The 22,620-nt window shown below is 64.2% G+C and carries 21 protein-coding genes and 1 rRNA gene; 1 reads left to right on the forward strand and 21 read right to left on the reverse strand.

The genetic code is table 11. From position 1 onward, the window contains the following. Positions 1-178: 178 nt before the first annotated feature. Both OK015_RS22505 and murA read right to left on the reverse strand, forming a co-directional pair. A 16S ribosomal RNA gene (locus OK015_RS22505) occupies positions 179-1,697 on the reverse strand. A 383-nt stretch (positions 1,698-2,080) separates the two neighbouring features. Further along, a complete protein-coding gene (gene murA / locus OK015_RS22510; RefSeq protein WP_268126230.1) occupies positions 2,081-3,334 on the reverse strand; it encodes a UDP-N-acetylglucosamine 1-carboxyvinyltransferase in 1,254 nt (417 codons plus the stop codon). Positions 3,335-3,404: 70 nt separating this feature from the next. Here murA and OK015_RS22515 point away from each other — a divergent pair, with 70 nt between their 5' ends. Beyond that, positions 3,405-3,977, forward strand: a complete 573-nt coding sequence (locus tag OK015_RS22515; RefSeq protein ID WP_268126232.1) for a cob(I)yrinic acid a,c-diamide adenosyltransferase — start codon at positions 3,405-3,407, stop codon at positions 3,975-3,977. A 25-nt stretch (positions 3,978-4,002) separates the two neighbouring features. Here the strand turns inward: OK015_RS22515 and OK015_RS22520 are convergent, their stop codons facing one another. The 19 genes from OK015_RS22520 to OK015_RS22610 form a co-directional block, all read right to left on the reverse strand. After that, the gene (locus OK015_RS22520; RefSeq protein ID WP_268126233.1) at positions 4,003-4,446 is read right to left on the reverse strand and encodes a DUF2550 domain-containing protein; all 444 of its coding nucleotides are present in this window, start codon (positions 4,444-4,446) and stop codon (positions 4,003-4,005) included. Positions 4,447-4,452: 6 nt separating this feature from the next. Further along, complete coding sequence (locus OK015_RS22525; protein ID WP_268126235.1) at positions 4,453-4,818, reverse strand: F0F1 ATP synthase subunit epsilon; 366 nt, start codon at positions 4,816-4,818, stop codon at positions 4,453-4,455. Positions 4,819-4,852: 34 nt separating this feature from the next. After that, positions 4,853-6,304 (reverse strand): F0F1 ATP synthase subunit beta, encoded by a 1,452-nt coding sequence (gene atpD / locus OK015_RS22530; RefSeq protein WP_268126236.1) that lies wholly within the window; start codon positions 6,302-6,304, stop codon positions 4,853-4,855. 24 nt (positions 6,305-6,328) lie between these two features. Beyond that, positions 6,329-7,246, reverse strand: coding sequence for a F0F1 ATP synthase subunit gamma (locus tag OK015_RS22535; protein ID WP_268126237.1), 918 nt, complete (start codon positions 7,244-7,246; stop codon positions 6,329-6,331). Between the two features lie 6 nt (positions 7,247-7,252). Further along, on the reverse strand, positions 7,253-8,926 hold the full coding sequence (atpA, locus tag OK015_RS22540) for a F0F1 ATP synthase subunit alpha (protein WP_268126239.1): 1,674 nt from the start codon (positions 8,924-8,926) through the stop codon (positions 7,253-7,255). A 44-nt stretch (positions 8,927-8,970) separates the two neighbouring features. Then, a complete protein-coding gene (locus OK015_RS22545) occupies positions 8,971-10,311 on the reverse strand; it encodes a F0F1 ATP synthase subunit B/delta (protein ID WP_268126241.1) in 1,341 nt (446 codons plus the stop codon). 6 nt (positions 10,312-10,317) lie between these two features. Next, complete coding sequence (locus OK015_RS22550; protein ID WP_268126243.1) at positions 10,318-10,827, reverse strand: F0F1 ATP synthase subunit B; 510 nt, start codon at positions 10,825-10,827, stop codon at positions 10,318-10,320. Between the two features lie 9 nt (positions 10,828-10,836). After that, on the reverse strand, positions 10,837-11,082 hold the full coding sequence (locus OK015_RS22555; protein ID WP_090609504.1) for a F0F1 ATP synthase subunit C: 246 nt from the start codon (positions 11,080-11,082) through the stop codon (positions 10,837-10,839). A gap of 83 nt (positions 11,083-11,165) precedes the next feature. Then, on the reverse strand, positions 11,166-11,924 hold the full coding sequence (atpB, locus tag OK015_RS22560; protein WP_268126245.1) for a F0F1 ATP synthase subunit A: 759 nt from the start codon (positions 11,922-11,924) through the stop codon (positions 11,166-11,168). Beyond that, a complete protein-coding gene (locus OK015_RS22565; RefSeq protein WP_268126247.1) occupies positions 11,917-12,381 on the reverse strand; it encodes an ATP synthase subunit I in 465 nt (154 codons plus the stop codon). The genes atpB and OK015_RS22565 overlap by 8 nt, the downstream gene beginning before the upstream one ends. A 224-nt stretch (positions 12,382-12,605) precedes the next feature. After that, entirely contained in the window at positions 12,606-13,826 is a 1,221-nt protein-coding gene (locus OK015_RS22570) for a glycosyltransferase family 4 protein (protein ID WP_268126249.1), read from the reverse strand. A 42-nt stretch (positions 13,827-13,868) separates the two neighbouring features. Beyond that, positions 13,869-14,531, reverse strand: coding sequence for an L-threonylcarbamoyladenylate synthase (locus tag OK015_RS22575; RefSeq protein WP_442791149.1), 663 nt, complete (start codon positions 14,529-14,531; stop codon positions 13,869-13,871). Next, on the reverse strand, positions 14,515-15,363 hold the full coding sequence (gene prmC / locus OK015_RS22580) for a peptide chain release factor N(5)-glutamine methyltransferase (RefSeq protein WP_268126254.1): 849 nt from the start codon (positions 15,361-15,363) through the stop codon (positions 14,515-14,517). Before prmC ends, OK015_RS22575 begins: the two co-directional genes overlap by 17 nt. Next, positions 15,360-16,433: a peptide chain release factor 1 gene (gene prfA / locus OK015_RS22585; RefSeq protein ID WP_268126256.1), complete on the reverse strand. Its 1,074-nt coding sequence runs from the start codon at positions 16,431-16,433 to the stop codon at positions 15,360-15,362. The genes prmC and prfA overlap by 4 nt, the downstream gene beginning before the upstream one ends. Before the next feature lie 96 nt (positions 16,434-16,529). Then, positions 16,530-16,772, reverse strand: coding sequence for a 50S ribosomal protein L31 (gene rpmE, locus OK015_RS22590; RefSeq protein WP_268126260.1), 243 nt, complete (start codon positions 16,770-16,772; stop codon positions 16,530-16,532). 325 nt (positions 16,773-17,097) lie between these two features. Continuing rightward, the gene (rho, locus tag OK015_RS22595) at positions 17,098-18,990 is read right to left on the reverse strand and encodes a transcription termination factor Rho (protein ID WP_268126262.1); all 1,893 of its coding nucleotides are present in this window, start codon (positions 18,988-18,990) and stop codon (positions 17,098-17,100) included. Positions 18,991-19,257: 267 nt separating this feature from the next. Continuing rightward, a complete protein-coding gene (thrB, locus tag OK015_RS22600) occupies positions 19,258-20,193 on the reverse strand; it encodes a homoserine kinase (RefSeq protein ID WP_268132994.1) in 936 nt (311 codons plus the stop codon). A gap of 22 nt (positions 20,194-20,215) precedes the next feature. Further along, a complete protein-coding gene (gene thrC / locus OK015_RS22605; RefSeq protein ID WP_268126264.1) occupies positions 20,216-21,298 on the reverse strand; it encodes a threonine synthase in 1,083 nt (360 codons plus the stop codon). Continuing rightward, the gene (locus OK015_RS22610) at positions 21,295-22,620 is read right to left on the reverse strand and encodes a homoserine dehydrogenase (protein ID WP_268126265.1); all 1,326 of its coding nucleotides are present in this window, start codon (positions 22,618-22,620) and stop codon (positions 21,295-21,297) included. Before OK015_RS22610 ends, thrC begins: the two co-directional genes overlap by 4 nt.

Below are 22,620 nucleotides of genomic sequence, written 5' to 3' on the forward strand. Positions count from 1 at the left end.
CCCACCACCAAGATGGAGGGACACCACTCGGAACTGAACGCCCGACTGTTGTCTCAGGGCCCAATAGTGTGTCTGGCGATTCATCTGCTGTTGTGCACCCGGCCCTCGTCCACTACAGACAAGAACCCCTCACGGCTCACACCCCACCAATTGGAGTGTTTCTCGTGGTGCTCCTTAGAAAGGAGGTGATCCAGCCGCACCTTCCGGTACGGCTACCTTGTTACGACTTCGTCCCAATCGCCGATCCCACCTTCGACAGCTCCCTCCAAAAGGTTAGGCCACTGGCTTCGGGTGTTACCGACTTTCATGACGTGACGGGCGGTGTGTACAAGGCCCGGGAACGTATTCACCGCAGCGTTGCTGATCTGCGATTACTAGCGACTCCGACTTCACGGGGTCGAGTTGCAGACCCCGATCCGAACTGAGACCGGCTTTAAAAGGATTCGCTTAACCTTGCGGCATCGCAGCCCTTTGTACCGGCCATTGTAGCATGTGTGAAGCCCTGGACATAAGGGGCATGATGACTTGACGTCATCCCCACCTTCCTCCGAGTTGACCCCGGCAGTCTCTCACGAGTCCCCGGCATTACCCGCTGGCAACATAAGATAAGGGTTGCGCTCGTTGCGGGACTTAACCCAACATCTCACGACACGAGCTGACGACAGCCATGCACCACCTGCACACAGGCCACAAGGGAACCGACATCTCTGCCGGCGTCCTGTGCATGTCAAACCCAGGTAAGGTTCTTCGCGTTGCATCGAATTAATCCACATGCTCCGCCGCTTGTGCGGGCCCCCGTCAATTCCTTTGAGTTTTAGCCTTGCGGCCGTACTCCCCAGGCGGGGTACTTAATGCGTTAGCTACGGCACGGATTCCAAGGAAGGAAACCCACACCTAGTACCCACCGTTTACGGCGTGGACTACCAGGGTATCTAATCCTGTTCGCTCCCCACGCTTTCGCTCCTCAGCGTCAGTTACTGCCCAGAGACCCGCCTTCGCCACCGGTGTTCCTCCTGATATCTGCGCATTCCACCGCTACACCAGGAATTCCAGTCTCCCCTGCAGTACTCCAGTCTGCCCGTATCGCCCGCACGCCGAGGGTTAAGCCCCCGGTTTTCACGAACAACGCGACAAACCACCTACGAGCTCTTTACGCCCAGTAATTCCGGACAACGCTCGCACCCTACGTATTACCGCGGCTGCTGGCACGTAGTTGGCCGGTGCTTCTTCTGCAGGTACCGTCACTTGCGCTTCGTCCCTGCTGAAAGAGGTTTACAACCCGAAGGCCGTCATCCCCCACGCGGCGTCGCTGCATCAGGCTTGCGCCCATTGTGCAATATTCCCCACTGCTGCCTCCCGTAGGAGTCTGGGCCGTATCTCAGTCCCAGTGTGGCCGGACACCCTCTCAGGCCGGCTACCCGTCGTCGCCTTGGTAGGCCGTCACCCCACCAACAAGCTGATAGGCCGCGGGCCCATCCCACACCGCAAAAGCTTTCCACCACATGACATGCGTCTCGTGGTCATATTCGGTATTAGACCCAGTTTCCCAGGCTTATCCCGAAGTGCAGGGCAGATTACCCACGTGTTACTCACCCGTTCGCCACTCGAGTACCTCCGAAGAGGCCTTTCCGTTCGACTTGCATGTGTTAAGCACGCCGCCAGCGTTCGTCCTGAGCCAGGATCAAACTCTCCAAACAAAAACTCCTCGATAAACGAGGCGAATTTACAACCAGAGAAAATCTGACCTAACAAAAAGACACCAATAACTGGCATCAAAATAAAACGACCACACCCATCACACGGGGAGTGTTTACGGTGTGGTCAAAAAACAACAACAAACAAAAACACCAAACACACTATTGAGTTCTCAAACAACACTCTTACTTATTTCACCCCGCTTCGGGGCAACCCTGCCAGCTTAATACAGTTCCGGCAGAGGCGTCAACCCCCAATTTTCTTGCGATCGTGGTGATCGCTGCGAGGGCAGCCGTGCCAGGTTAGTACCAATCCGGCTAGGGAGTCAAGCCCCGGTCTCGGTCTCCTTCGTGTGGTGACCGCGCCTGTGGGGCACTGACTTTGGTTACTGTACCCGCTCGATCTCCGCTCCCAAAATCGCCAGGTTCTCCACGAACAACGGGTAGCCGCGATCGATGTGAAAGACGTCGTGGACCTCGGTGTCGCCATCGGCAACAAGCCCCGCGAGCACCAGTCCGGCGCCGGCGCGGATGTCGGAACACCAGACCGGGGCGCTGGAAAGCTGCGGCAGGCCCCGCACCACGGCGTGATGGCCGTCGGTGCGCGCGTCGGCGCCGAGACGGATCATCTCTTCGACGAATCGGAAGCGCGCCTCGAACACGTTCTCCGTGATCATCGAGGTGCCGTCGGCGATCGATGCCAGCGCTATCGCCATCGGTTGCAGATCGGTCGGAAAACCGGGGAACGGCAAGGTTGCGACGTTCATGGCCTTCGGGCGTTCGTACTGCGTCACGCGAAAGCTGCTGTCCGTCTGGGTGACGGTGGCGCCCGCGTCGTGCAGTTTGTGCAGCACCACCTGAAGATGCCCCGGATCGATACCCGTCACCGAGATGTCACCACGGGTGATGGCGGCGGCGATCCCCCAGGTAGCGGCCACGATGCGGTCGCCGATCACCCGGTGCTCGGTCGGGTAAAGGCGCGGGACGCCGGTGATGGTCATCGTGGGCGAACCGGCACCCTCGACCTTGGCGCCCATCTGGTTCAGCATCGTGCACAGATCGACCACATCGGGTTCGCGGGCCGCGTTGTGAATGGTGGTGACACCCTCGGCCACGACCGCAGCCATCAGGATGTTCTCGGTTGCTCCCACCGAAGGGAACTCGAGCTGAATCTCCGCGCCGCGCAACGTGTCTGCTTGCGCCACCACACAGCCGTGCTCGATATTGCAGGTCGCGCCCAGCTGCCGCAGGCCTGCCTGGTGCATGTCCAGCGGACGCGATCCGATCGCGTCACCACCGGGAAGCGCAACCTTGGCCCGCTTGCATCGGCCGACCAGCGGGCCCAACACGCACACCGAAGCGCGGAACTGCCGCACCGCCGCGAAGTCGGCGTCGTACTTGGGCTCGTCGGGTGAGGTGATGCGGGCGACGTCCCCGTCGAGTTCGACAGTGGCACCCAGGCCACGCAGTACCTCGGCCATCAACGGCACATCGAGGATGTCCGGGCAGTTGGTAATCGTGCTGGTGCCTTCGGCCAATAGGGTCGCGGCCATCAGCTTGAGCACGCTGTTCTTGGCGCCCCCTACTGCGACTTCGCCGGACAACCGGTTGCCGCCGGTGACCACGAATCGCTCAGACACCCGCGTCAGTCTAGTGAAGCGGTATCGGCTTGTCAGTCAGCCGACTCACTTCGCCGAGTACGGTTTGTTCATGGCAGTACACCTGACCCGCATCTATACCCGCACCGGCGACGACGGAACCACGGGATTGAGCGACTTCTCGCGCGTCTCGAAGAATGACCCCCGCCTGGTCGCGTACGCGGATTGCGACGAGGCAAACTCCGCGATCGGCGTCGCCATCGCCCTGGGTCAGCCCGATCCCGAAATCGCGGGCGTGCTGCGTCAGATCCAAAACGACCTTTTCGACGCCGGTGCGGATCTGTCCACCCCGGTAGTCGCGAACCCGAAATATCCGCCGCTGCGAGTGGCCCAGTCCTACGTCGATCGGCTCGAGGGATGGTGCGACAGCTACAACGAGCCCCTACCGGCACTGAATTCCTTTGTGCTGCCCGGTGGTTCGCCGTTGTCGGCACTGCTGCACGTTGCCCGCACCGTGGTGCGCCGCGCCGAGCGATCGGCATGGGCCGCCGTCGATTCCGCGCCGGACGAAGTCAACGTGCTACCGGCGAAATACCTGAACCGGCTGTCGGATCTGCTCTTCATCCTGTCGCGGGCGGCCAACACGGGTGGCGATGTGCTGTGGAAGCCGGGCGGCGGCGCCTAAACCTGTTGAGCCAGCGCGCTTTTGGTTATACGCTGCGGCGGCGGGCGCGGGGTGACGGACGGGACTCCAACCACGACAAGAACGCGGTCAACGCGCCCTGATCGAGCGCGATTTCGTAACCCGACCTGCGTTCCTGGGTCGTATCGCGCAGTTCGAGCACCACGATCTCGTCGGTCATGATGTCGAACTCGTCGCCGCGCGGCGCGCGCCGGGCCACGATCTCGACGCCTCGCCTGCTGAGCCGGCGATCCGGCCAGAGCCGGACGCTGGAGAGCCGGTAGAACGCGGCTTCACCCCCGCGATAACGGATCACGCCGTGCCGCCAGCCGTGGCCCCCCACCGCCGGGATGTCCCGCATGATTCCGGCCGTGCCGCCCTGCCGGAGTTTCAGCAGCCGGTAGCTCAAGGCGAGAACGGCGGCGCCTAACAGGACGACGAGCACGACCATGCCAACCATGGGCGCGCTCATCGACGGCTAGTCGATCGCGCCGACGGCGCGCAATCTGGCGCGTCCCCTGGCGGCAGTGCGAGGGTCGTCGGACTCGGAATCCTGCTTGGCGGAGGCCTCGTCGATCTCCGATTCGAACTCGGCGGATTCGGCGAGAATGGTGACACTCTCCTCGGTGACCGACAAGAAGCCGCCGTCTATCGCAACGCGCAGGTCGTCTTCGCCTTCGCGTTCGACGCGCACCATCGCGTCGTCGACCAACTGAGCCACCAACGGGATATGGCGGGGCAGAATGCCGATCTCGCCGGCGGTGGTCCGGGTGAACAGAAACGTTGCCTCCCCCGACCAGATCTTGCGGTCGACGGCGACTATCTCGACGTTCAATTCAGCCATGCCACACCACCTTTCGAGTCACCAGGAGTCTCGATCACAGCTTGGCGCCGAGGCTCTCGGCCTTTTTCGCCAAATCGTCCAGGCCGCCGATCAAGAAGAAGGCCTGCTCGGGCACGTGGTCGAAATCGCCCTTGCTCAGGCGGTCGAACGCCTCGATGGTCTCCTTGACCGGGACCGTCGAACCCGGCTGGCCGGTGAACTGTTCGGCCGCCATCATGTTCTGCGACAGGAACCGCTCGATACGCCGGGCCCGGTTGACCAATTGCTTGTCCTCTTCCGACAGCTCGTCGATACCGAGGATCGCGATGATGTCCTGAAGGTCCTTGTACCGCTGCAGGATTCGAATGACTTCCTGCGCCACCCGGTAGTGCTCGTCACCGACGACGCTGGGGTCGAGGATGGTGGAGCTCGACGCCAGCGGGTCCACCGCCGGGAAGATGCCCTTGGAGAACACCCCACGAGACAGCTCGGTGGTGGCGTCCAGGTGGGCGAACGTCGTTGCCGGCGCCGGGTCGGTGTAGTCGTCGGCCGGCACGTACACGGCCTGCATGGACGTAATCGACTTTCCTCGCGTCGAGGTGATGCGCTCCTGCAACTCGCCCATCTCGTCGGCCAGCGTGGGCTGATAACCCACCGCCGACGGCATCCGGCCGAGCAGTGTCGACACCTCCGAGCCGGCCTGGGTGAACCGGAAGATGTTGTCGATGAACAGCAGCACGTCCTTGCCCGCTTCGTCACGGAACCATTCCGCCATCGTCAGCGCGGACAGTGCGACTCGCATACGAGTGCCGGGCGGCTCGTCCATCTGACCGAAGACCAGCGCGGTGTCCTTGAGCACGTTGGCTTCCTTGAGCTCGACCCAGAGGTCGTTGCCCTCACGGGTGCGCTCCCCCACGCCGGCGAACACCGAAGTACCGGAGAAGTTACGAGCGATGCGGTTGATCATCTCCTGGATCAGCACCGTCTTGCCCACGCCGGCGCCGCCGAACAGGGCGATCTTGCCGCCACGCACGTACGGGGTGAGGAGGTCCACCACCTTCAGTCCGGTCTCGAGCATCTCGGTGCGAGGTTCGAGGTCCTCGAAAGCGGGCGGCTTGCGGTGAATCGACCAGTGCTCGAAGTCTTCTCCGTAGCCCGGCTCGTCCAGGCAGCGTCCAAGGGCATCGAAAACGTGGCCCTTGACGTCCTCGCCAACCGGCACCGAGATCGCGGCACCGGTGTCGGTCACCTCAACCCCGCGCACCAGGCCGTCGGTGGGCTGCATCGAGATCGTGCGCACCAAGTTGTCGCCTAGGTGGTTCGCCACCTCCAACGTGAGGGTTTTCTTGAGCTCCTCGAACGTGATCTCGGCGTGCAGTGCGTTGAACAGCTCGGGGACCGAACCCCGCGGGAACTCGACGTCGACGACCGGCCCGGTCACCCGTACCACGCGGCCGCTGGTGTCCGATTTCGTTGGCTTGTCGGTCTTTTCGGCAGTAGCGCTCATTATCTTTTTCGCTTCCTTGTGGGGCTACTTGGCGGCGTCGGCGAGCGCGTTCGCGCCACCGACGATTTCGCTGATTTCCTGGGTGATCTGGGCCTGCCGCTCGCGGTTAGCCTCTAGCGTCAGAGCCTTGATGAGGTCGTCGGCGTTGTCGGTGGCCGATTTCATCGCCCGCTGACGCGACGCCAGCTCCGATGCCGCGGACTCGAGCATGGACGCATAAACCCGCGTGGTCAGGTACCGCGGCAGCAACGCATCGAACAGCGTCGTCGCATCCGGCTCGAACGAGTACAGGGTGCGCGGTCCGGTGTCTTCCTCGACGTACTCCACGACCAAGGGAGCCATCCGGTGGGCCACCGGGGTCTGCGACATCATCGACTTGAACTCCGAGTACACGATGTGCAGTTCGTTGACGCCCGCAACGTCGTCGGCCTGATCGCCGTCATCCCCGGCGCCCTTCATGAACGCGTTGACCAGGGTCGAACCGATCTCTGCGGCGGCATCGTACTGGGGTTGCTCAGAGAAGCCCGACCACGACGCGGCGATATCCCAGTTCCGGAAGGTGTAGTAGTTCTGCGCCTTTCGTCCCACGGTGTAGAGGACGGGTTCTTTTCCCTCATCGCGAAGCTGTGCGAAAAGCTGCTCGGAGCGCCGGAAGATGCCGGAGTTGTACGCGCCGCACAACCCACGGTCAGAGGACACCACCAGAACGCCGGCGCGGGTCGGATCCGTACCCTCGACGAGCAACGGATGGTCCAGAGCGGCTTCGCCGGCCAGGGTGGTGAGCATCCGGGTGATCTCGAAGGCGTAGGGCCGGGCGGAATCGAGCCGATTCTGGGCCTTGGGCAGGCGCGACGTCGCGATCAACTCCTGGGCCTTGGTGATCTTCTTGATCGAGCCCGCGGAGCGGATCCGCCCGCGTAGTTCGCGAAGTGTGGCAGCCATGGTTAGCTAGTTCTTGTCCTTCTTGGACTCGCCCTTGGCGTCCTTTTCCTTGGGCTCGGCTTTCTTGACCTTCACCGATTCCTTGCCGTCGTCTTCCTTGGCCTCGGCGTGCTCGTCGGGCACCACCGACCCACCCCCGGTTGCCGCGAAGCCCTTCTTGAAGTGATCGATGGCGTCGGTGAGGGCCTTCTCGTTTTCCTCACTGAGCTTCTGGCTGGTGCGGATCTCTTCGAGGATCTTTCCCTCGGAGCCCCGGATGTGGTCCAGCAGCTCGGTTTCGAATCGCCTGACATCCTCGACGGGCACCGAGTCCACGTGCCCACCGGTGCCCAGGAACATGGAAACCACCTGCTCCTCGACGGGCAACGGCTGGTTTTGCGGCTGCTTGAGCAGCTCGACCAACCGCGCGCCGCGCTCCAACTGTGCTTTCGAGGTGGCGTCCAAATCGGAGGCAAAGGCGGCGAAGGATTCCAATTCGCGGTACTGCGACAGGTCCAAACGGAGACTTCCTGCGACCTCTTTCATGGCTTTGATCTGCGCCGCGCCACCGACTCGGGACACCGAGACACCGACGTTGATGGCCGGCCGGACGCCCTGGTTGAACAGGTCGGTCTCTAAGAAGCACTGTCCGTCGGTGATCGAGATGACGTTGGTGGGGATGTAGGCCGAGATGTCGTTGGCCTTCGTCTCGATGATCGGCAAACCGGTCAGCGAACCGGCACCGAGCTCGTCGGAGAGTTTCCCGCATCGCTCCAACAGCCGCGAGTGCAGATAGAAGACGTCGCCGGGGTAGGCCTCGCGGCCGGGCGGGCGGCGCAGCAGCAGCGAGATGGCGCGATACGCCTCGGCCTGCTTGGTCAGGTCGTCGAACACGATGAGCACGTGCTTGCCCTGATACATCCAATGCTGCGCGATCGCCGAACCGGCATACGGCGCAAGCCATTTGAAGCCCGCAGCATCCGAGGCCGGCGCCGCCACGATGGTGGTGTAGTCCATCGCGCCGCCCTCTTCCAGGGTGCGGCGCACGGACGCGATCGTGGTGCCCTTCTGGCCGATGGCCACGTAGACGCAGCGCACCTGCTTGCTCTCGTCGCCCGTCTCCCAGTTCTGGCGCTGGTTGAGGATGGTGTCGACGCAGACCGTGGTCTTACCGGTCTTGCGGTCACCGATGATCAGCTGACGCTGGCCACGCCCGATCGGTGTCATCGCGTCGATGGCCTTGATCCCGGTCTGCAGCGGCTCACTGACGCTTTGGCGCTGCACCACCGAAGGTGCCTGCAGTTCCAGCGCGCGTCGCGTCTCGGCTTCGATGTCGCCGCCGCCGTCGATCGGTTGACCAAGGGGGTTGACCACCCGTCCCAGAAACGCGTCACCGACGGGGACCGACAGGACTTCGTTGGTGCGCTTGACCTGCTGGCCTTCTTCGATCTTCTCGAAGTCACCGAGGATCACCGTGCCGACACTGTGCTCGTCGAGGTTGAGGGCGACCCCCAGGACACCGCCCGGGAACTCGAGCAGCTCCTGGGTCATCACCGAGGGCAGACCCTCGACGTGCGCGATGCCGTCTCCGGCATCGATAACGGTGCCGACCTCCTCGCGGGAGGTGTCGGAGGTGAAGGAATCTACATACTCTTCGATCGCGCTCTGAATGTCAGCAGCGGATATCGTCAACTCGGCCATAGCTTTTCGTCTTCCTACTTCGGTTATTGCTGGCTAGTACGTGTTCACTCGGGCAGTTGAGCCTCGGCCGCGGTCAGGCGAGACGAGAGCGTCCCGTCGATCACTTCGTCGCCCACGGAAATCAGGAGCCCACCCAGCAGTGCGGCGTCGGTCTGCAGCTGCACCGCTACCGGATGTCCATAGATGCGGCTGAGCACCTCGGTCAGGCGAGTGCGCTGAGCATCGCTGGGCTCGGCCGCCGCAGTCACCTGCGCGACGACTTCGTTGCGCCGTGCCACCGCCGCTTCGGCCAGGAACGTCACGGCGTCGTCGGCCGACTGACCTCTCAACAACTCAATAGTCTGGGACAGCAATGCGTTCGTAATCCGGTTGCTCCGGCCGCTCGCGCTTTGGAGCACACTGCGTAGCAACTTGACTCGGCCTTCCGCCGGAGCCCCGTACTCGCCTAACAGGACTGCAAGGCGCGGCTGCGCCTCAAGGATCCGCGCAAACCGGAACAACTGGTCTTCGACCTCGTCGACGCGATCCTCGCGCGCGGCGACTTCCAATAGCGCTTGGCGCGCCACATGTTCGACGGCGTCGATCAGATCCGTGTTGGCGGACCACCGTTCCGAGACGGCCGTCCTCAACAGCGCCAGAGTGGGATCGCCGATTTTGCCGGACACCAGGCGTTCGAGCAACCTGACCCTGGGCGCGGCGTCTTCGGAAGGCAGGGTGAGATACCGGGTGACGACAACTTCGCCGTTCAGTATCTTGGCTACCGAAACCAGTTCAGCAGCAAGCTTTTCCAGCCCTTGATTGTCGAGATCCTTTGCGATGGTGTCGAACCGGTCCGTGACGCTCTTCAGCGCACGCCGACTGGCCGAGCGCATCTTCGCCATCAAGGGGTACTTGACGTCAGCCGGCGCGGGCGCCATGGCATCGAGCTCGTCCAGGAAGCGATCGACGGTGGACGATTGCTGCTGGGCGTCGGCGACGTAATTGCGCACCAATTCCTCTGCCTGGCGGACAGATTCGTGCCCGAGCTCCAGCCGTAGCTGACGGCTCAGTTGGGCCCGCAACAGCTCGGCCTGGCGCGCACCCTGTGCCTTGATGCGCTGCGCATCGAACTCGGCCTGGGCCTGTAGCTGTTCGGCAATCCGGCCCGCGTCTACCTTGGCCTCTTCGACGACCTGCTCGGCGTCCGACTTGGCGGCTTCCACAGCCTTGCTATGGGCTGTCGTTGACTCCGTCAGCCGCTCAGCGGCCGCCGCCGAGTCCTCCAACTGCTGGCGCACCGTGTTCTGACGAGCGGCCATCAAATTGCGCACTGGCGGCACCACGTAGCGCACCACCAACCACACGATGGCCGCGAATCCGATCAGCTGTCCAATAAACGTCGACATTGATAGTTACCTTGTCGCGGCAGAAGTTGTGACGTCGACTCCGAGGATCCGACTGGCCAACGTCGCCGACATGGTAGCCACGTTGGCACGCAAATCCAGCTCCACAGCGTCCCTTTCCCGCTTCAATTGCTCGCCGGCCTGCTGCAATGTCACCAGCACCTGCTGCTCGGCATTTGCCCGCGCGTCGTCGACGACCTTGCGGCCGTCCGCGCGGGCCTTGTCGCGGAAGGACGACGCCTGGACTCGGGCTTCTGTCATCGCCTTCTCGTAATCGGCCTGCGCGGCTTCGAACTGCTCGTTCGCCTTCTTGGTGTCGGTGGCGGTCTTGGCGACCATCGCGTCGCGTTCGCGCAATACCTTCATGACCGGCGGCACGACGAATGTGCCGATGACGGCCAGCACGATCAGGAAGATCGCCAGCACGAAAAAGAACGTGCCGTTGGGGACGAGGAAGTTATTGCCTCCCTCGGCTACCAACTGGCCGGATGCCAGAACGCTGCGACTCGCGTCACCCATCACAGCGAACTAGCCGACGGGGGTGGCGAAGACGAACAGCGCCATAAAGGCCAGGTTGATGAAGTAGGCCGCCTCAACCAGACCGACGGTGATGAAGAACGGCGTAAACAACCGGCCTTGTGCCTCGGGTTGCCGGGCAATGCCCGCAACCAACGCGTTGCCGGCAATACCGTCACCGATTCCGGCGCCGATTGCGCCGCCGCCCATGATGATTCCACCGCCGATGAGAGCAGCGGCAGCGACTTGGGGGTCCAGGGCCATTCTTTTCCTCCTTATAACTGGTAGTGGTCTACCAGGCTTCTGTAATGGTGTGTGGCTCAGGCCGATTCATGGTGGTCTCAGTCATGGTGATCTTCGATCTCCATGGCTTGGCTGAAGTACAGGATGGTCAGAATCGAGAAGATGAACGCCTGGATCGCACCGACGAACAGGTCGAACGCCTTCCAGATCGCGTTCGGCGCCCACATGATGTAGGGCGGGAAGAGCGCGATCAGCGCGACCAGGATGCCGCCGGCGAAGATGTTCCCGAAAAGTCGGAGCGACAACGAGATTGGCTTCGCGAGCTCTTCGACGAGGTTGATCGGCGCCAGGAAAGCCACGTGGCCCTTGAGCACCGCGAGCGGGTGCCCGACGATGCCGCGACGCCAGATGCCGGCCACGTGGTAGCAGACGAAGACGAAAAGGGCCAGCGCCAGAACATAATTGATGTCCGCGGCCGCGGAGCTGAGCAACTCGGTGGTGCGTCCCGATTTATCGGTGTACTGCAGCGGCAGTACCGACAGCCAGTTGGAGATCAGGATGAACACGAAGATGGTGACCGCCAGTGGCAACACGAACGGCGCGATCCGCATCCCGACCGCGGCCTCGATCTGATCGCGCATCTGGACCGTGATGGCCTCCCAGAACAACTGCACTCCGCTGGGCACACCGGTCGAGGTGATCTTCGCGCGCAGGTAAAAGGCCAGGGCCAGCACGATGATCGCAGCGATCCCGGTCGACAGAATCGTGTCGGTGTTGACGGTCAACCCGAGCCAGGTGGCGTGGGTGTGCTCGCCGACCTCGATCGCACCTTCAGCCAGGAACGTCGTGTCAGTCATCGCTGGTGTTCCCTCTTTCCGTTCCTTCCGGTCCCGACTCCGCCCAATTGCCGGTCCGCAGCTTCTTCCATACCGGCAGCGCGGTCGAGAGCACCAACACCACCTGGAAAAGCGCCAGGCCAAACACCGCGCCCAGCCCGGCGGGCCGGAAGATGAAAGCGATGATCAGCCCGATGATGGTGATGATCGCCAGCCGGGACGCCGAGTTGATCGCCATCGAACTTTTCAGCGGATGTTCTTTCGCCGTTATCGAGGCAACCGAGCGACGCACTAAGAGGGCGTTGAGCAAACCCAGGAGCAATCCGACGCCGAAGAACACGCCGACCATCAGATGACCGGACAAACCGGCGGCAGCTATCGCCACCGCGGTGATCGCGGCGCAGACCACCAGGAGCCGGGCCGGGTTGAAAGCAACAGCGGGAAACACCAACGGCGCGTCCTGCGCTGGTGTCGTCACTGCAGCACCTCAATCCGGATTGATGGAGCGGAAACTTTCCGACCGACTGATCGGTGGCCCGCCGAGCGTATCGCACGTCACAGTGGAATCACGCAAGGGGTGGCTCCCTCTGTCGGTCGTGAATCGGCACTGTCGGAAAACGATCCGACGGGCCGGGTGGCCGGCAACCCTGAGGATTCATTTCGGGGTTCTACCAGCACCGTACCACAAGGTCAGGACTACTACTACTCCTCGTCGTAGTAGTCGTCGCGGCGGCGCAAGAGCGGGATCGCCGTCGCGACGCCGGCAATCACAATGGCGCCCAGCATGACCGCGCCGGTGTCGCGCGGGTTGAAAAAGATCGTGCTGGCGGCACCGAACGCGACGATGCCGACCCACAAGTAGATGATCAGTACCACCCGGCGATGGGAATGACCGATCTGCAGCAACCTGTGGTGCAGGTGCATCTTGTCGGGGCTGAACGCGCTGCGGCCCGCGCGGGTACGGCGCACGATCGCCAGCAGCAAGTCGAGCATCGGAAAGAACATCACCGCGACCACCAGCAGGAACGGCGACAACAGGGCAAAGACGTCGCGGGCGCCGTAGGCGCTTTGCGATACGGGGCCGGCCGCGGTGGTGGATGCGGCCGCGAGCATCAAGCCGATCAGCATCGAGCCGGAGTCGCCCATGAAGATCTTGGCTTTGTGAAAGTTGTGCGGCAGGAAGCCGAGACAGGCCCCGGCCAGCACGACCGAAATGACGGCGGGCGGGTAGAACAGCACGTCGCCGCCGTGGTCGCGGAGCAGACCGACGGAGAACATACAGATCGCCAGCGCCATGATGAGTCCCAGTCCGGCCGCCAGCCCGTCGAGCCCGTCGACGAAGTTCATCGCGTTGACGACCGACACCGTCAGCGCCAGCGTGAGCAGGATCGACGACGCCTGATCCAGCACCACGGTGCCGACGCCCCCGAGTGGGATATACAGCACGCTCCAGGCAACGCCCATCGTGACCAGCACGCTGGCGGCGGTGATCTGGCCGGCGAATTTCGTCAGGGCATCCAGGCCCCAGCGGTCGTCGATGAGCCCGATCCCCATGATCACCGCGCCCGCCACCAGAACCGCCGGCATACCAGTGGAATAGACGAACCCGCGAGTCAGCGCGGGAAGCTGGGAGGCCAAGAACACGGCGGACAGCACACCGACAAACATCGCCAGCCCGCCCATGCGAGGGGTCGGCGTCACGTGCACATCGCGTTCGCGGGGATAGGCGACCGCGCCCAAGCGGGTGGCCAGCACCCGCACCGGCCCGGTCACGAAGTAGGTGATGATCGCGGCGGTCAGTCCGACCAATGCAAGCTCGCGCAGCGGAACCCCGGCGCCCCGATCGGACAGGGCGTACAGGCCGGTGGCAAGGCTGACTAGATCGTTGGTTGCGTCGCTGGACACCACGAGACCGTACGCCACCTTCCTTCAGACCTGAGTCCGCGCTTCGTCGTTGGTGCCCCGCTAGGCGATCAACCGTCCCGGGTCCATTCCGAGTACCTCGGCGATCCGCTCGACGCTCACCGGTCCGGCTCGCAGCAGGCGCGGCGTATCGCCGGTGAGGTCGACGATCGTCGAGGCGGCCTGCTGTTCGGAGGGCCCGGCGTCGAGATAGACGTCGACGAGATCGCCGAGTTGGTCGCGTGCTTGGTCAGCGTTCACCGCGGGCGGCCGACCGGAGACGTTGGCGCTCGATACCGCCATCGGCCCGACCTCGCGCAGCAGCTCGATGGCGACCGGGTGCAGCGGCATCCGCAACATGACCGTGCCGCGGGCGTCGCCGAGATCCCACTGCAACGACGGCGCTTGCGCCACAACCAGACTCAGCGCTCCAGGCCAGAATGCACGGATCAGCTCGCGTGCACCGTCCGGCATGGTGTAGACCAGACCCTCGATGGTGTGCCAGGAGCCGACCAGCACGCCGACCGGCATGTCGCGTCCTCGTCCCTTCGCCGACAGCAGGGCGGCCACGGCGCTGGTGTCGAAGGCGTCGGCGCCGATGCCGTACACCGTGTCCGTCGGCATCACGACCAGTCGACCGCCCTTGAGAGCCCCTACCGCCGAGGCGATTCCGGCCGCACGCGCTTCGGCTTCAGTACATTTGAACACCTCAGTCACGGGCACCACACTTTCGCGCAGTCACGAACCTCGGCCGCCCCGTGAGATCTTGGCGCGCCTGGATGTCGTCGAAAAGCCCGGTGCGCTCGATCAATTCGACAGTCAGCGACGGCGTGCTGTCATCGTGCTCGACGGCGAACAGGCCGCCGGGACGCAGCCAGCGTCCGGCGAGGTCTGCCACCGCGCCGATCACCGCCATTCCGTCCGGACCGCCGAACACCGCATGGGGTGGATCATGATCGGCCACTTCGGGTTCCAGCGAGACGCCATCGGGCACGTAAGGCGGGTTGGCCACGATCAGGTCGACTCGACCATCGAGCTCAGGAAGCAGGCCGTGCCTGGCGACGTCGGCGTGTACCAGCTCGACCGCGGTGCCTTCGGTGTTGCGACGCGCATAGTCCAGGGCTTCATCGGAGTCATCGATGGCGATGACCCGGGCCGCCGGCCAGTGCCGAGCCAGCGTCACCGCCAGGGCACCCGACCCGGTGCACAAGTCGACAATCACGGGCGCCGTGGCGAGGCGCTGCGCCGTGGCCCATTCCAAGAGGGCCTCGGTCTCCGGGCGCGGGATGAATACGCCGGGGCCGACGTGCAGCATGACCGGCCCGAATGCCGCCGTTCCGGTGAGATGCTGCAACGGCACTCGCCGCGAGCGGGCAGCGACGACGTCGTGGTAGCGGACCAAGAACTCGTCGTCGATGGACTCGACCAGCGTCAGCCGGCCGCGCTCGGCGCCCGCCACGTGAGCGGCCAACTGCTCGGCATCACAACGCGCAGAATCGATTCCGGCTTCGGCGAGCAACGCCGCAGCCGAGTCGATTGCGCGCCGAAGGACGGTCATGCCTGTTGCAACCGGGACTGTTTGTCGGCGGCGCTCAATGCGTCGAAGAGCGCATCCAGATCGCCGTCGAGAACCTGATCGAGATTGTGCGACTTGAAACCGATTCGGTGATCGGTGATCCGATTCTCCGGGAAGTTGTAGGTGCGGATTCGTTCGCTGCGATCCACGGTGCGAATCTGGCTGGCCCGATCCGCCGACGCGTCGGCCGATGCCTGTTCCTCGGCGAGTGCCTGCAGACGGGCGGCCAGCACCTGCATAGCCCGGACTTTGTTCTGCAACTGCGACCGTTCGTTTTGGCAGGTGACCACGATCCCGGTGGGCAGATGGGTGATCCGCACCGCCGAGTCGGTGGTGTTGACGCCCTGCCCGCCTTTGCCCGATGAGCGGTAGACGTCGATGCGCAGATCCGATTCATCGATCTGCACCGCGCCGACTTCCTCGGGTTCGGGATAGACCAGCACGCCCGCCGCCGAAGTATGCACGCGGCCTTGGGATTCCGTCACGGGGACGCGTTGTACGCGGTGGACACCGCCCTCGAACTTCAGGCGCGACCACACCCCGTCGACCGAGTCACCCTTACTGGCGATCGTCAGCGTCGCATCCTTGTAGCCGCCCAGGTCGGAATGGGTTTCGTCCAGCACCGTCACCGTCCAGCCATGCCGCTCGGCATAGCGGATGTACATCCTGGCCAAATCGGCGGCGAACAATGCCGATTCCTCGCCGCCCTCGCCGGATTTGACTTCGAGCACGACGTCGTCGGCATCATGCGGATCGCGGGGAGCCAGCATGTCGGTGAGTTGGGTGTCCAGTTCGGCCACGCGGGCTTCGAGTTCGACGACCTCGTCGGCGAACGACTCGTCGTCGGCGGCCAGTTCGCGCGCGGCCTCCAGGTCGCCGCGGGCCGACGCCAGCTTGCGGTGCGTGGCGATGATCGGGGCCAGGCGGGCGAATCGACGGCCCGCCTTGCGTGCCTCGTCGGGATTGCTGTGCAGCTCGGGGTCCGCCAGTCGCTGCTCCAGCTCGGCGTGTTCGGCGAGCAGCACGTCAATCGTCTGTACCGGTTGCGTCATCGCACACCTCCTCCCCCGTTCGTCCGCTTTGCCGCAAACGCGAACCGACGCCCGGCCTGCGCAACTTCGTGCACAGTTCGGGCGTCGGTAAGGCAGCTATTTGTCGGCCGATTCAGCCTGGTCGGCGCCGGCCTTCCGCTTTCCGTAGCGCTTTTCGAAGCGCGCCACGCGACCACCGCTGTCGAGGATCTTCTGCTTGCCGGTGTAGAACGGGTGGCACTGCGAGCAAACCTCGACGACAATCCGACCGCCGTCCTTGGTGCTGCGTGTCTCGAATGTGTTGCCGCATCCGCAGAGCACTGTGGTCTCCGCGTAGGCGGGATGAATGTCAGCTTTCATGATGTCCTCTTCGATCGTTGTCGCCCTGGTGCCCCGCAGGGATCCGGCCGTTAGGCGTAAACACAGAACCTGAGGCGGTTCCGGGCAGTCGACGCTCGATTATGCCAGGTCAACCACCTTCTGCCCAAACGCCGAGATGCGCCCGCACATTCCCGGCGACCCGACCCCACCCGGCTGTCCGGCTCAGGCCGGTGTGTAGGCCCTGGTTTGCCCGTCTCGCGTCCACAGCAGGCCGCCCTCGGTCGCCGTACGGCGACCGTTTGAGGAGCTTATGGTCGCCGTGGTCGGCAGCCGATCGGTGAGCCAGACATACCAGCTTGCGACGCTAGTCGTTGTCCATGTTCCCCGGTGTGGTCTTGGAAACCTGCACCAGGAACTCGTAGTTGGTCTTCGTCTTGCGCAGCTGCGACATCAGCAAGTCGATGGCCTGATGGGAATCCAGACCCGACAGCACCCGGCGCAGCTTGTGCACAATGCCGAACTCGTCCGGCGAGAGCAACAGCTCGTCTTTTCTTGTGCCAGAGGGATTCACGTCGACAGCCGGGAAGACCCGCCGCTCCGAGATCTTGCGATCCAGCTTGAGCTCGGCGTTACCCGTGCCCTTGAACTCCTCGAAGATAACCGTGTCACCGGTGGACCCGGTCTCGACCATCGCGGTGGCGATGATGGTCAGCGACCCGCCTTCCTCGATGTTGCGGGCGGCGCCGAGGAAGCGCTTGGGCGGGTACAGCGCGGTGGAGTCGACACCACCGGACAGGATGCGGCCGGACGCCGGCGACGCGTTGTTGTACGCGCGGCCCAGCCGGGTGATCGAGTCCAGCAACACGATGACGTCCTTGCCCTGCTCCACGAGCCGCTTGGCCCGCTCGATGGCGAGCTCGGCGACGGCGGTGTGGTCGGACGGCGGCCGATCGAAGGTCGAGGCGATGACCTCGCCCTTGACCGAGCGCGTCATGTCGGTGACTTCCTCGGGCCGCTCGTCGACCAGCACGACCATCAGGTGGCATTCCGGGTTGTTCTTGGTGATCGCGTTGGCGATGTCCTGCAGGATCGTCGTCTTACCCGCTTTGGGCGGCGACACGATCAGCGCACGCTGACCCTTGCCGATCGGCATGATGAGGTCGATGACCCGGGTGGTCAGCCGGTCGGGAGTGGTCTCCAGACGCAGCCGCTCGTTGGGATACAACGGCGTCATCTTGGAGAAATCGGGACGCTTCCTGGCGTCCTCGACCGGTCCACCGTTGACGCTGTCCAGGCGGACCAGCGGGTTGAACTTCTGCCGCTGGTTGGGCTGTTCGCCGTCCTTGGGAACCCGAACGGCGCCGGTCACCGCATCACCGCGGCGCAGGCCGTTCTTGCGCACCATGTTCATGGACACATAGACGTCGTGCGGACCGGCCAGATAGCCGGAAGTGCGCACGAATGCGTAGTTGTCGAGGACGTCGAGGATGCCGGCTACCGGCTGGACAACGTCGTCCTCGCGCAGTTCCGCGGCGTCGCCGCCACCGCCTTCGCCGGAGCGTTCGCCGCGACGCCTGCGGTCGCGGAAGCGGCGGCCACGCCGGCCCCCACGGCCGTCGCCGTCGTCATCTTGCTGGTTCGAGCCGCCACGATTCTGCTGGCCGCCAGACCCCTGCTGGTCGCCACCGTCCGAGGAGCGCTCGTCGGTCTTGGCTTCCTTTTGGCCCGCGTCGCGCTTGTCGTCGCGTTGGCCCGCGTCGCGCTTGTCGGAGTCGCGCTTGTCGGCCTCACCGGTGGCTGCGCCATTGCGATTGTCCGAGCCTTCGCGATCCGCCTCATCGGCGGTGCGGGTGGCCGATCCCGCGTCGCGGGAGGCCCCGCGCCGTTCCCGCCGCGGCCCCCCCTCGGTCGCTGAATCCTTCTGCTCCCCTTGGGAGGCCGGTGCTTCGGCACCTGTTTTCTGTTCGTTCTTTTCTTGGTCAGACTTGCCACCGTCCTCGGACGGGGCGGCGCCGGCAGCAGTGCCGTTGGCCTGTCCCCTGATTTCCTTGATCGCGGCAATGAGTTCGTTCTTACGCATGCCCGACGTCCCCTTGACGCCGGCCTGATTAGCCAGCGCACGCAACTCGGGCAGCACCATGGTGGACAGGGAGCCCGAGGCGTTGGTCTTGACGTCTGGAGTGTCTGGGGTCACGGCGTTCGACAGCTGATCGCTGTCGGTACTTTCGCCAGCCGTGAACAGGTCCGTATCAGTCACGGATTTCCTTTCTTCCCTCGCTGATCACGTCATACGAGGGTTCGTTGCATTCAGCCAAATTGCCGAGTGCACCCAAAAATCGACTCTGCAACGGTGATCGCCTGGATGGGCGGAGAAAACGGCGAACCTCGTCCACGAGAAGAATTGGTGTTGTACCAGCGGCAAGGCAGTATGTATGCAGATGCAGATGACTGCGATTGCTGGACGATGCCGAGGATAGCCCGCATCTGTGCTTGAAGCAAGCAAACCCTCCGGTGAGCTTGTGGATTAACCGGCGACCGTGACACCCGGGCTCCAGCGAACTCCTTCGCCGGCCGTCATCTCAGTGATGGTAAATCCATGCGCAACGCCGTAGTCCAGCGCCTCCGCAGGCAACTCCGGTTCTGTCGTCAATGCAATGACGGACGGACCAGCCCCCGAAAGCGTCGCTGAGACGTTAAGACGCCGCAGCAGTCGCAGATATTCCGCCGACGCCGGCATGGCAGGAGCCCGTTGCGGTTGATGAAGCACATCTTCGGTGGCCGCCATCAGCAGATCCGGGCGTTTGGTCAGGGCGACCACCAGCAATGCGGCGCGGCTGACGTTGAACCTGGCGTCCTCGTGGCTGACCTGGGCGGGCAGCAGCACCCGCGTCTCGACGGTCGAGGAGCGTTCCTCGGGGATCGCGCAGAACAGCCGGATATCGGGATGCAGTGCCAGCGAAACGGCCGAATAGTCGGGCGCGTCGCCGGCCCGGTCAGTCCAGGAAACCACGGCACCACCCAACACCGCGGCCGCCGCGTTGTCGGGATGACCCTCGAACTCCGAGGACAGCTGGATCAACTGCGCTTCGCTGAGCGGTGTCGAATCCGTTTGTGCAACAAGGCCATTGATCGCAGCGAGTCCACTGACCACCGCCGCCGCGGATGAACCGAGACCGCGCGAATGTGGGATGGCGTTGCGACAGCGCACCACCATGCCGGGAACACGGACGCCGGCAGCTTGCAGCCCGCGCTCGATGGCGCGCACCACCAGATGCTCGGGTCCCAGCGGCACCTGACCGGCGCCCTCTCCTTCGACCTCCACGACCAAGCCGGAATCGATTGTCTCCAGGACGATCTCGTCGTGCAGACTCAATGCCAGGCCGATGCTGTCGAACCCGGGGCCAAGATTGGCGCTGGACGCCGACACTACGGCGCTGGCCACCAGCCCGGCGGGCAGCAGCTGATTCACCGGCAGGCTTCCACTACGCGAGCCCCAGCTTCTCTACGACGAGTACCGGATCCACCGGCAGCGGGGACACGCTCGGCATGTCCTTCAGCGCCGTGTCGGGATCCTTGAGGCCGTTACCGGTTACCGTGCACACCACGGTCGATCCGCGGGCGACCCAACCGTCTTCGACGGACTTCAGCAGACCCGCAATGCTGGCCGCGGACGCGGGTTCGACGAACACACCCTCGGATTGGGCCACCAGATGGTATGCCGCCAAGATCTCTTCGTCGGTCGCGGCCAGGAAGCGTCCACCGGATTGCTGCTGGGCCGCAACGGCAGCCGTCCACGACGCCGGTGAACCGATGCGGATCGCGGTGGCAATGGTCTCGGGGTTCTTGACGGGTTTGCCGTGTACCAGGGGCGCCGCCCCGGCCGCCTGGGTGCCCAGCATGCGCGGTAGCTTCTCGAACACGCCCTCCTGGTGGTACTCGGTGTACCCCTTCCAGTACGCGGTGATGTTGCCGGCGTTGCCGACGGGCAGTGAATGGACATCCGGCGCCGTACCCAGTGCGTCCACGATTTCGAACGCCGCCGTCTTCTGGCCCTCGATCCGCACCGGGTTGACCGAGTTGACCAGCGAGATCGTCGGGAAGTCGGTGGCCATCTTGCGGGCCAGCTCCAGGCAGTCGTCGAAGTTGCCGTCGATCTGAATGATCTTGGCACCGTGCATGACCGCCTGCGCGAGCTTGCCCATCGCGATTTTGCCCTGCGGTATCAGCACCGCACAGGTGATGCCCGCGCGCGCCGCGTACGCCGCCGCCGACGCCGAGGTGTTTCCGGTCGACGCGCACAACACCACCTGCTGCCCGCGGGCCACCGCGTCGGTGACCGCCATCGTCATGCCCCGGTCCTTGAACGAGCCGGTGGGGTTGAGGCCCTCGACCTTGAGATGGACCGTGCAGCCGGTCTTTTCCGAGAGCCGGGCCGCGGGAATCAGCGGAGTACCACCCTCGAGCAGGGTGATCGGCGTCCAGTCGTCACCGACCGGCAATCGGTCGCGGTAGGCGGCGATCAATCCCGGCCAGGGTTTGTGGACGGCGGTTCCCGGCGTGCTCATATGCTGGTTCCTTCTAGTCTCAGCACGCTTGCCACACCCTGCACGACGTCCAAATCGGCTAGCGCATCAACGGTTTCGGAGAGTGCAGCGTCGGTGGCGCTGTGTGTGACCACCACGATGCGGGCTCCCACCCGGCGCCCGTCTTCGTCCGCGACGCCTTCCTGACGGACCTCGGCGATGCTGACCTCGCGTTTGGCGAATTCTGCTGCCACCGACGACAAGACGCCGGGCTTGTCGGCGACATTCATGCTGACGTAGTAGCGGGTGGATATGAAACCCATTGGCGCGATCGGCAACTGGGCGTACTTAGATTCTTTCGGCCCACGACTGCCCAGCACCCGGTTGCGAGCGGCCATCACCAAGTCACCGGTCACCGCCGATGCGGTGGGCGCACCGCCGGCGCCCTGGCCGTAGAACATCAGCCGGCCCGCCGCCTCGGCCTCCACCACCACCGCGTTGAAAGCTCCGCTGACGGTGGCCAGCGGATGCGACAGCGGCACCAACGCGGGGTAGACGCGCGCCGAGACGCGTTGCTGACCGTCGTCGGTGGTGATGCGCTCGCAGATGGACAGCAATTTGATGGTGCAGCCCAACGCATGTGCGGACGCGAAGTCGGCGGGGGTGATCTTGCTGATGCCTTCGCGATACACGTCGTCGGCGGTCACCCGGGTGTGGAAGGCGATGGATGCCAGAATCGCGGCCTTGGCCGCGGCGTCGTAGCCCTCGACGTCGGCGGTGGGATCGGCCTCGGCGTAGCCCAGCGCACTCGCGTCGGCCAGGGCGCTGTCATAGGTGGCGCCGGTGCTGTCCATCGCGGAGAGGATGTAGTTGGTGGTGCCGTTGACGATGCCGGCCACCCGGACCACCGTGTCACCGGCCAGCGACTGGGTGAGCGGGCGGATGACCGGGATCGCGCCTGCGACCGCCGCCTCGAAATACAAGTCGACGTGCGCATTTTCGGCCGCTTGCGCCAACTCCTCGGTCGATGTGGCCAACAACGCCTTGTTCGCCGTGACAACGGACTTGCCGTGCTCGAGCGCGGCCAGGATTGCCTTGCGGGACGGCTCGACCGGCCCCATCAACTCGACGACGATGTCGACGTCTTCCCGCGACACCAGTTGTTCGACGTTGTCGGTGAGCAGTTCGATGGGGACACCGCGATCGGGGGCAACGCGTCGGACCCCGATGCCGCGCAGCGCAAGAGGCGCGCCGACACGGGCCGCGAGATCGTCCGCGCTCTCCTCGATGATGCGGACAACTTCGCTGCCGACGTTGCCGAACCCGAGTACCGCTACGCCGACTGGCTTTCCATTACCGGACAC

Source organism: Mycobacterium sp. Aquia_216 (assembly GCF_026723865.1).
In the GTDB taxonomy this organism is placed as follows: domain Bacteria; phylum Actinomycetota; class Actinomycetes; order Mycobacteriales; family Mycobacteriaceae; genus Mycobacterium.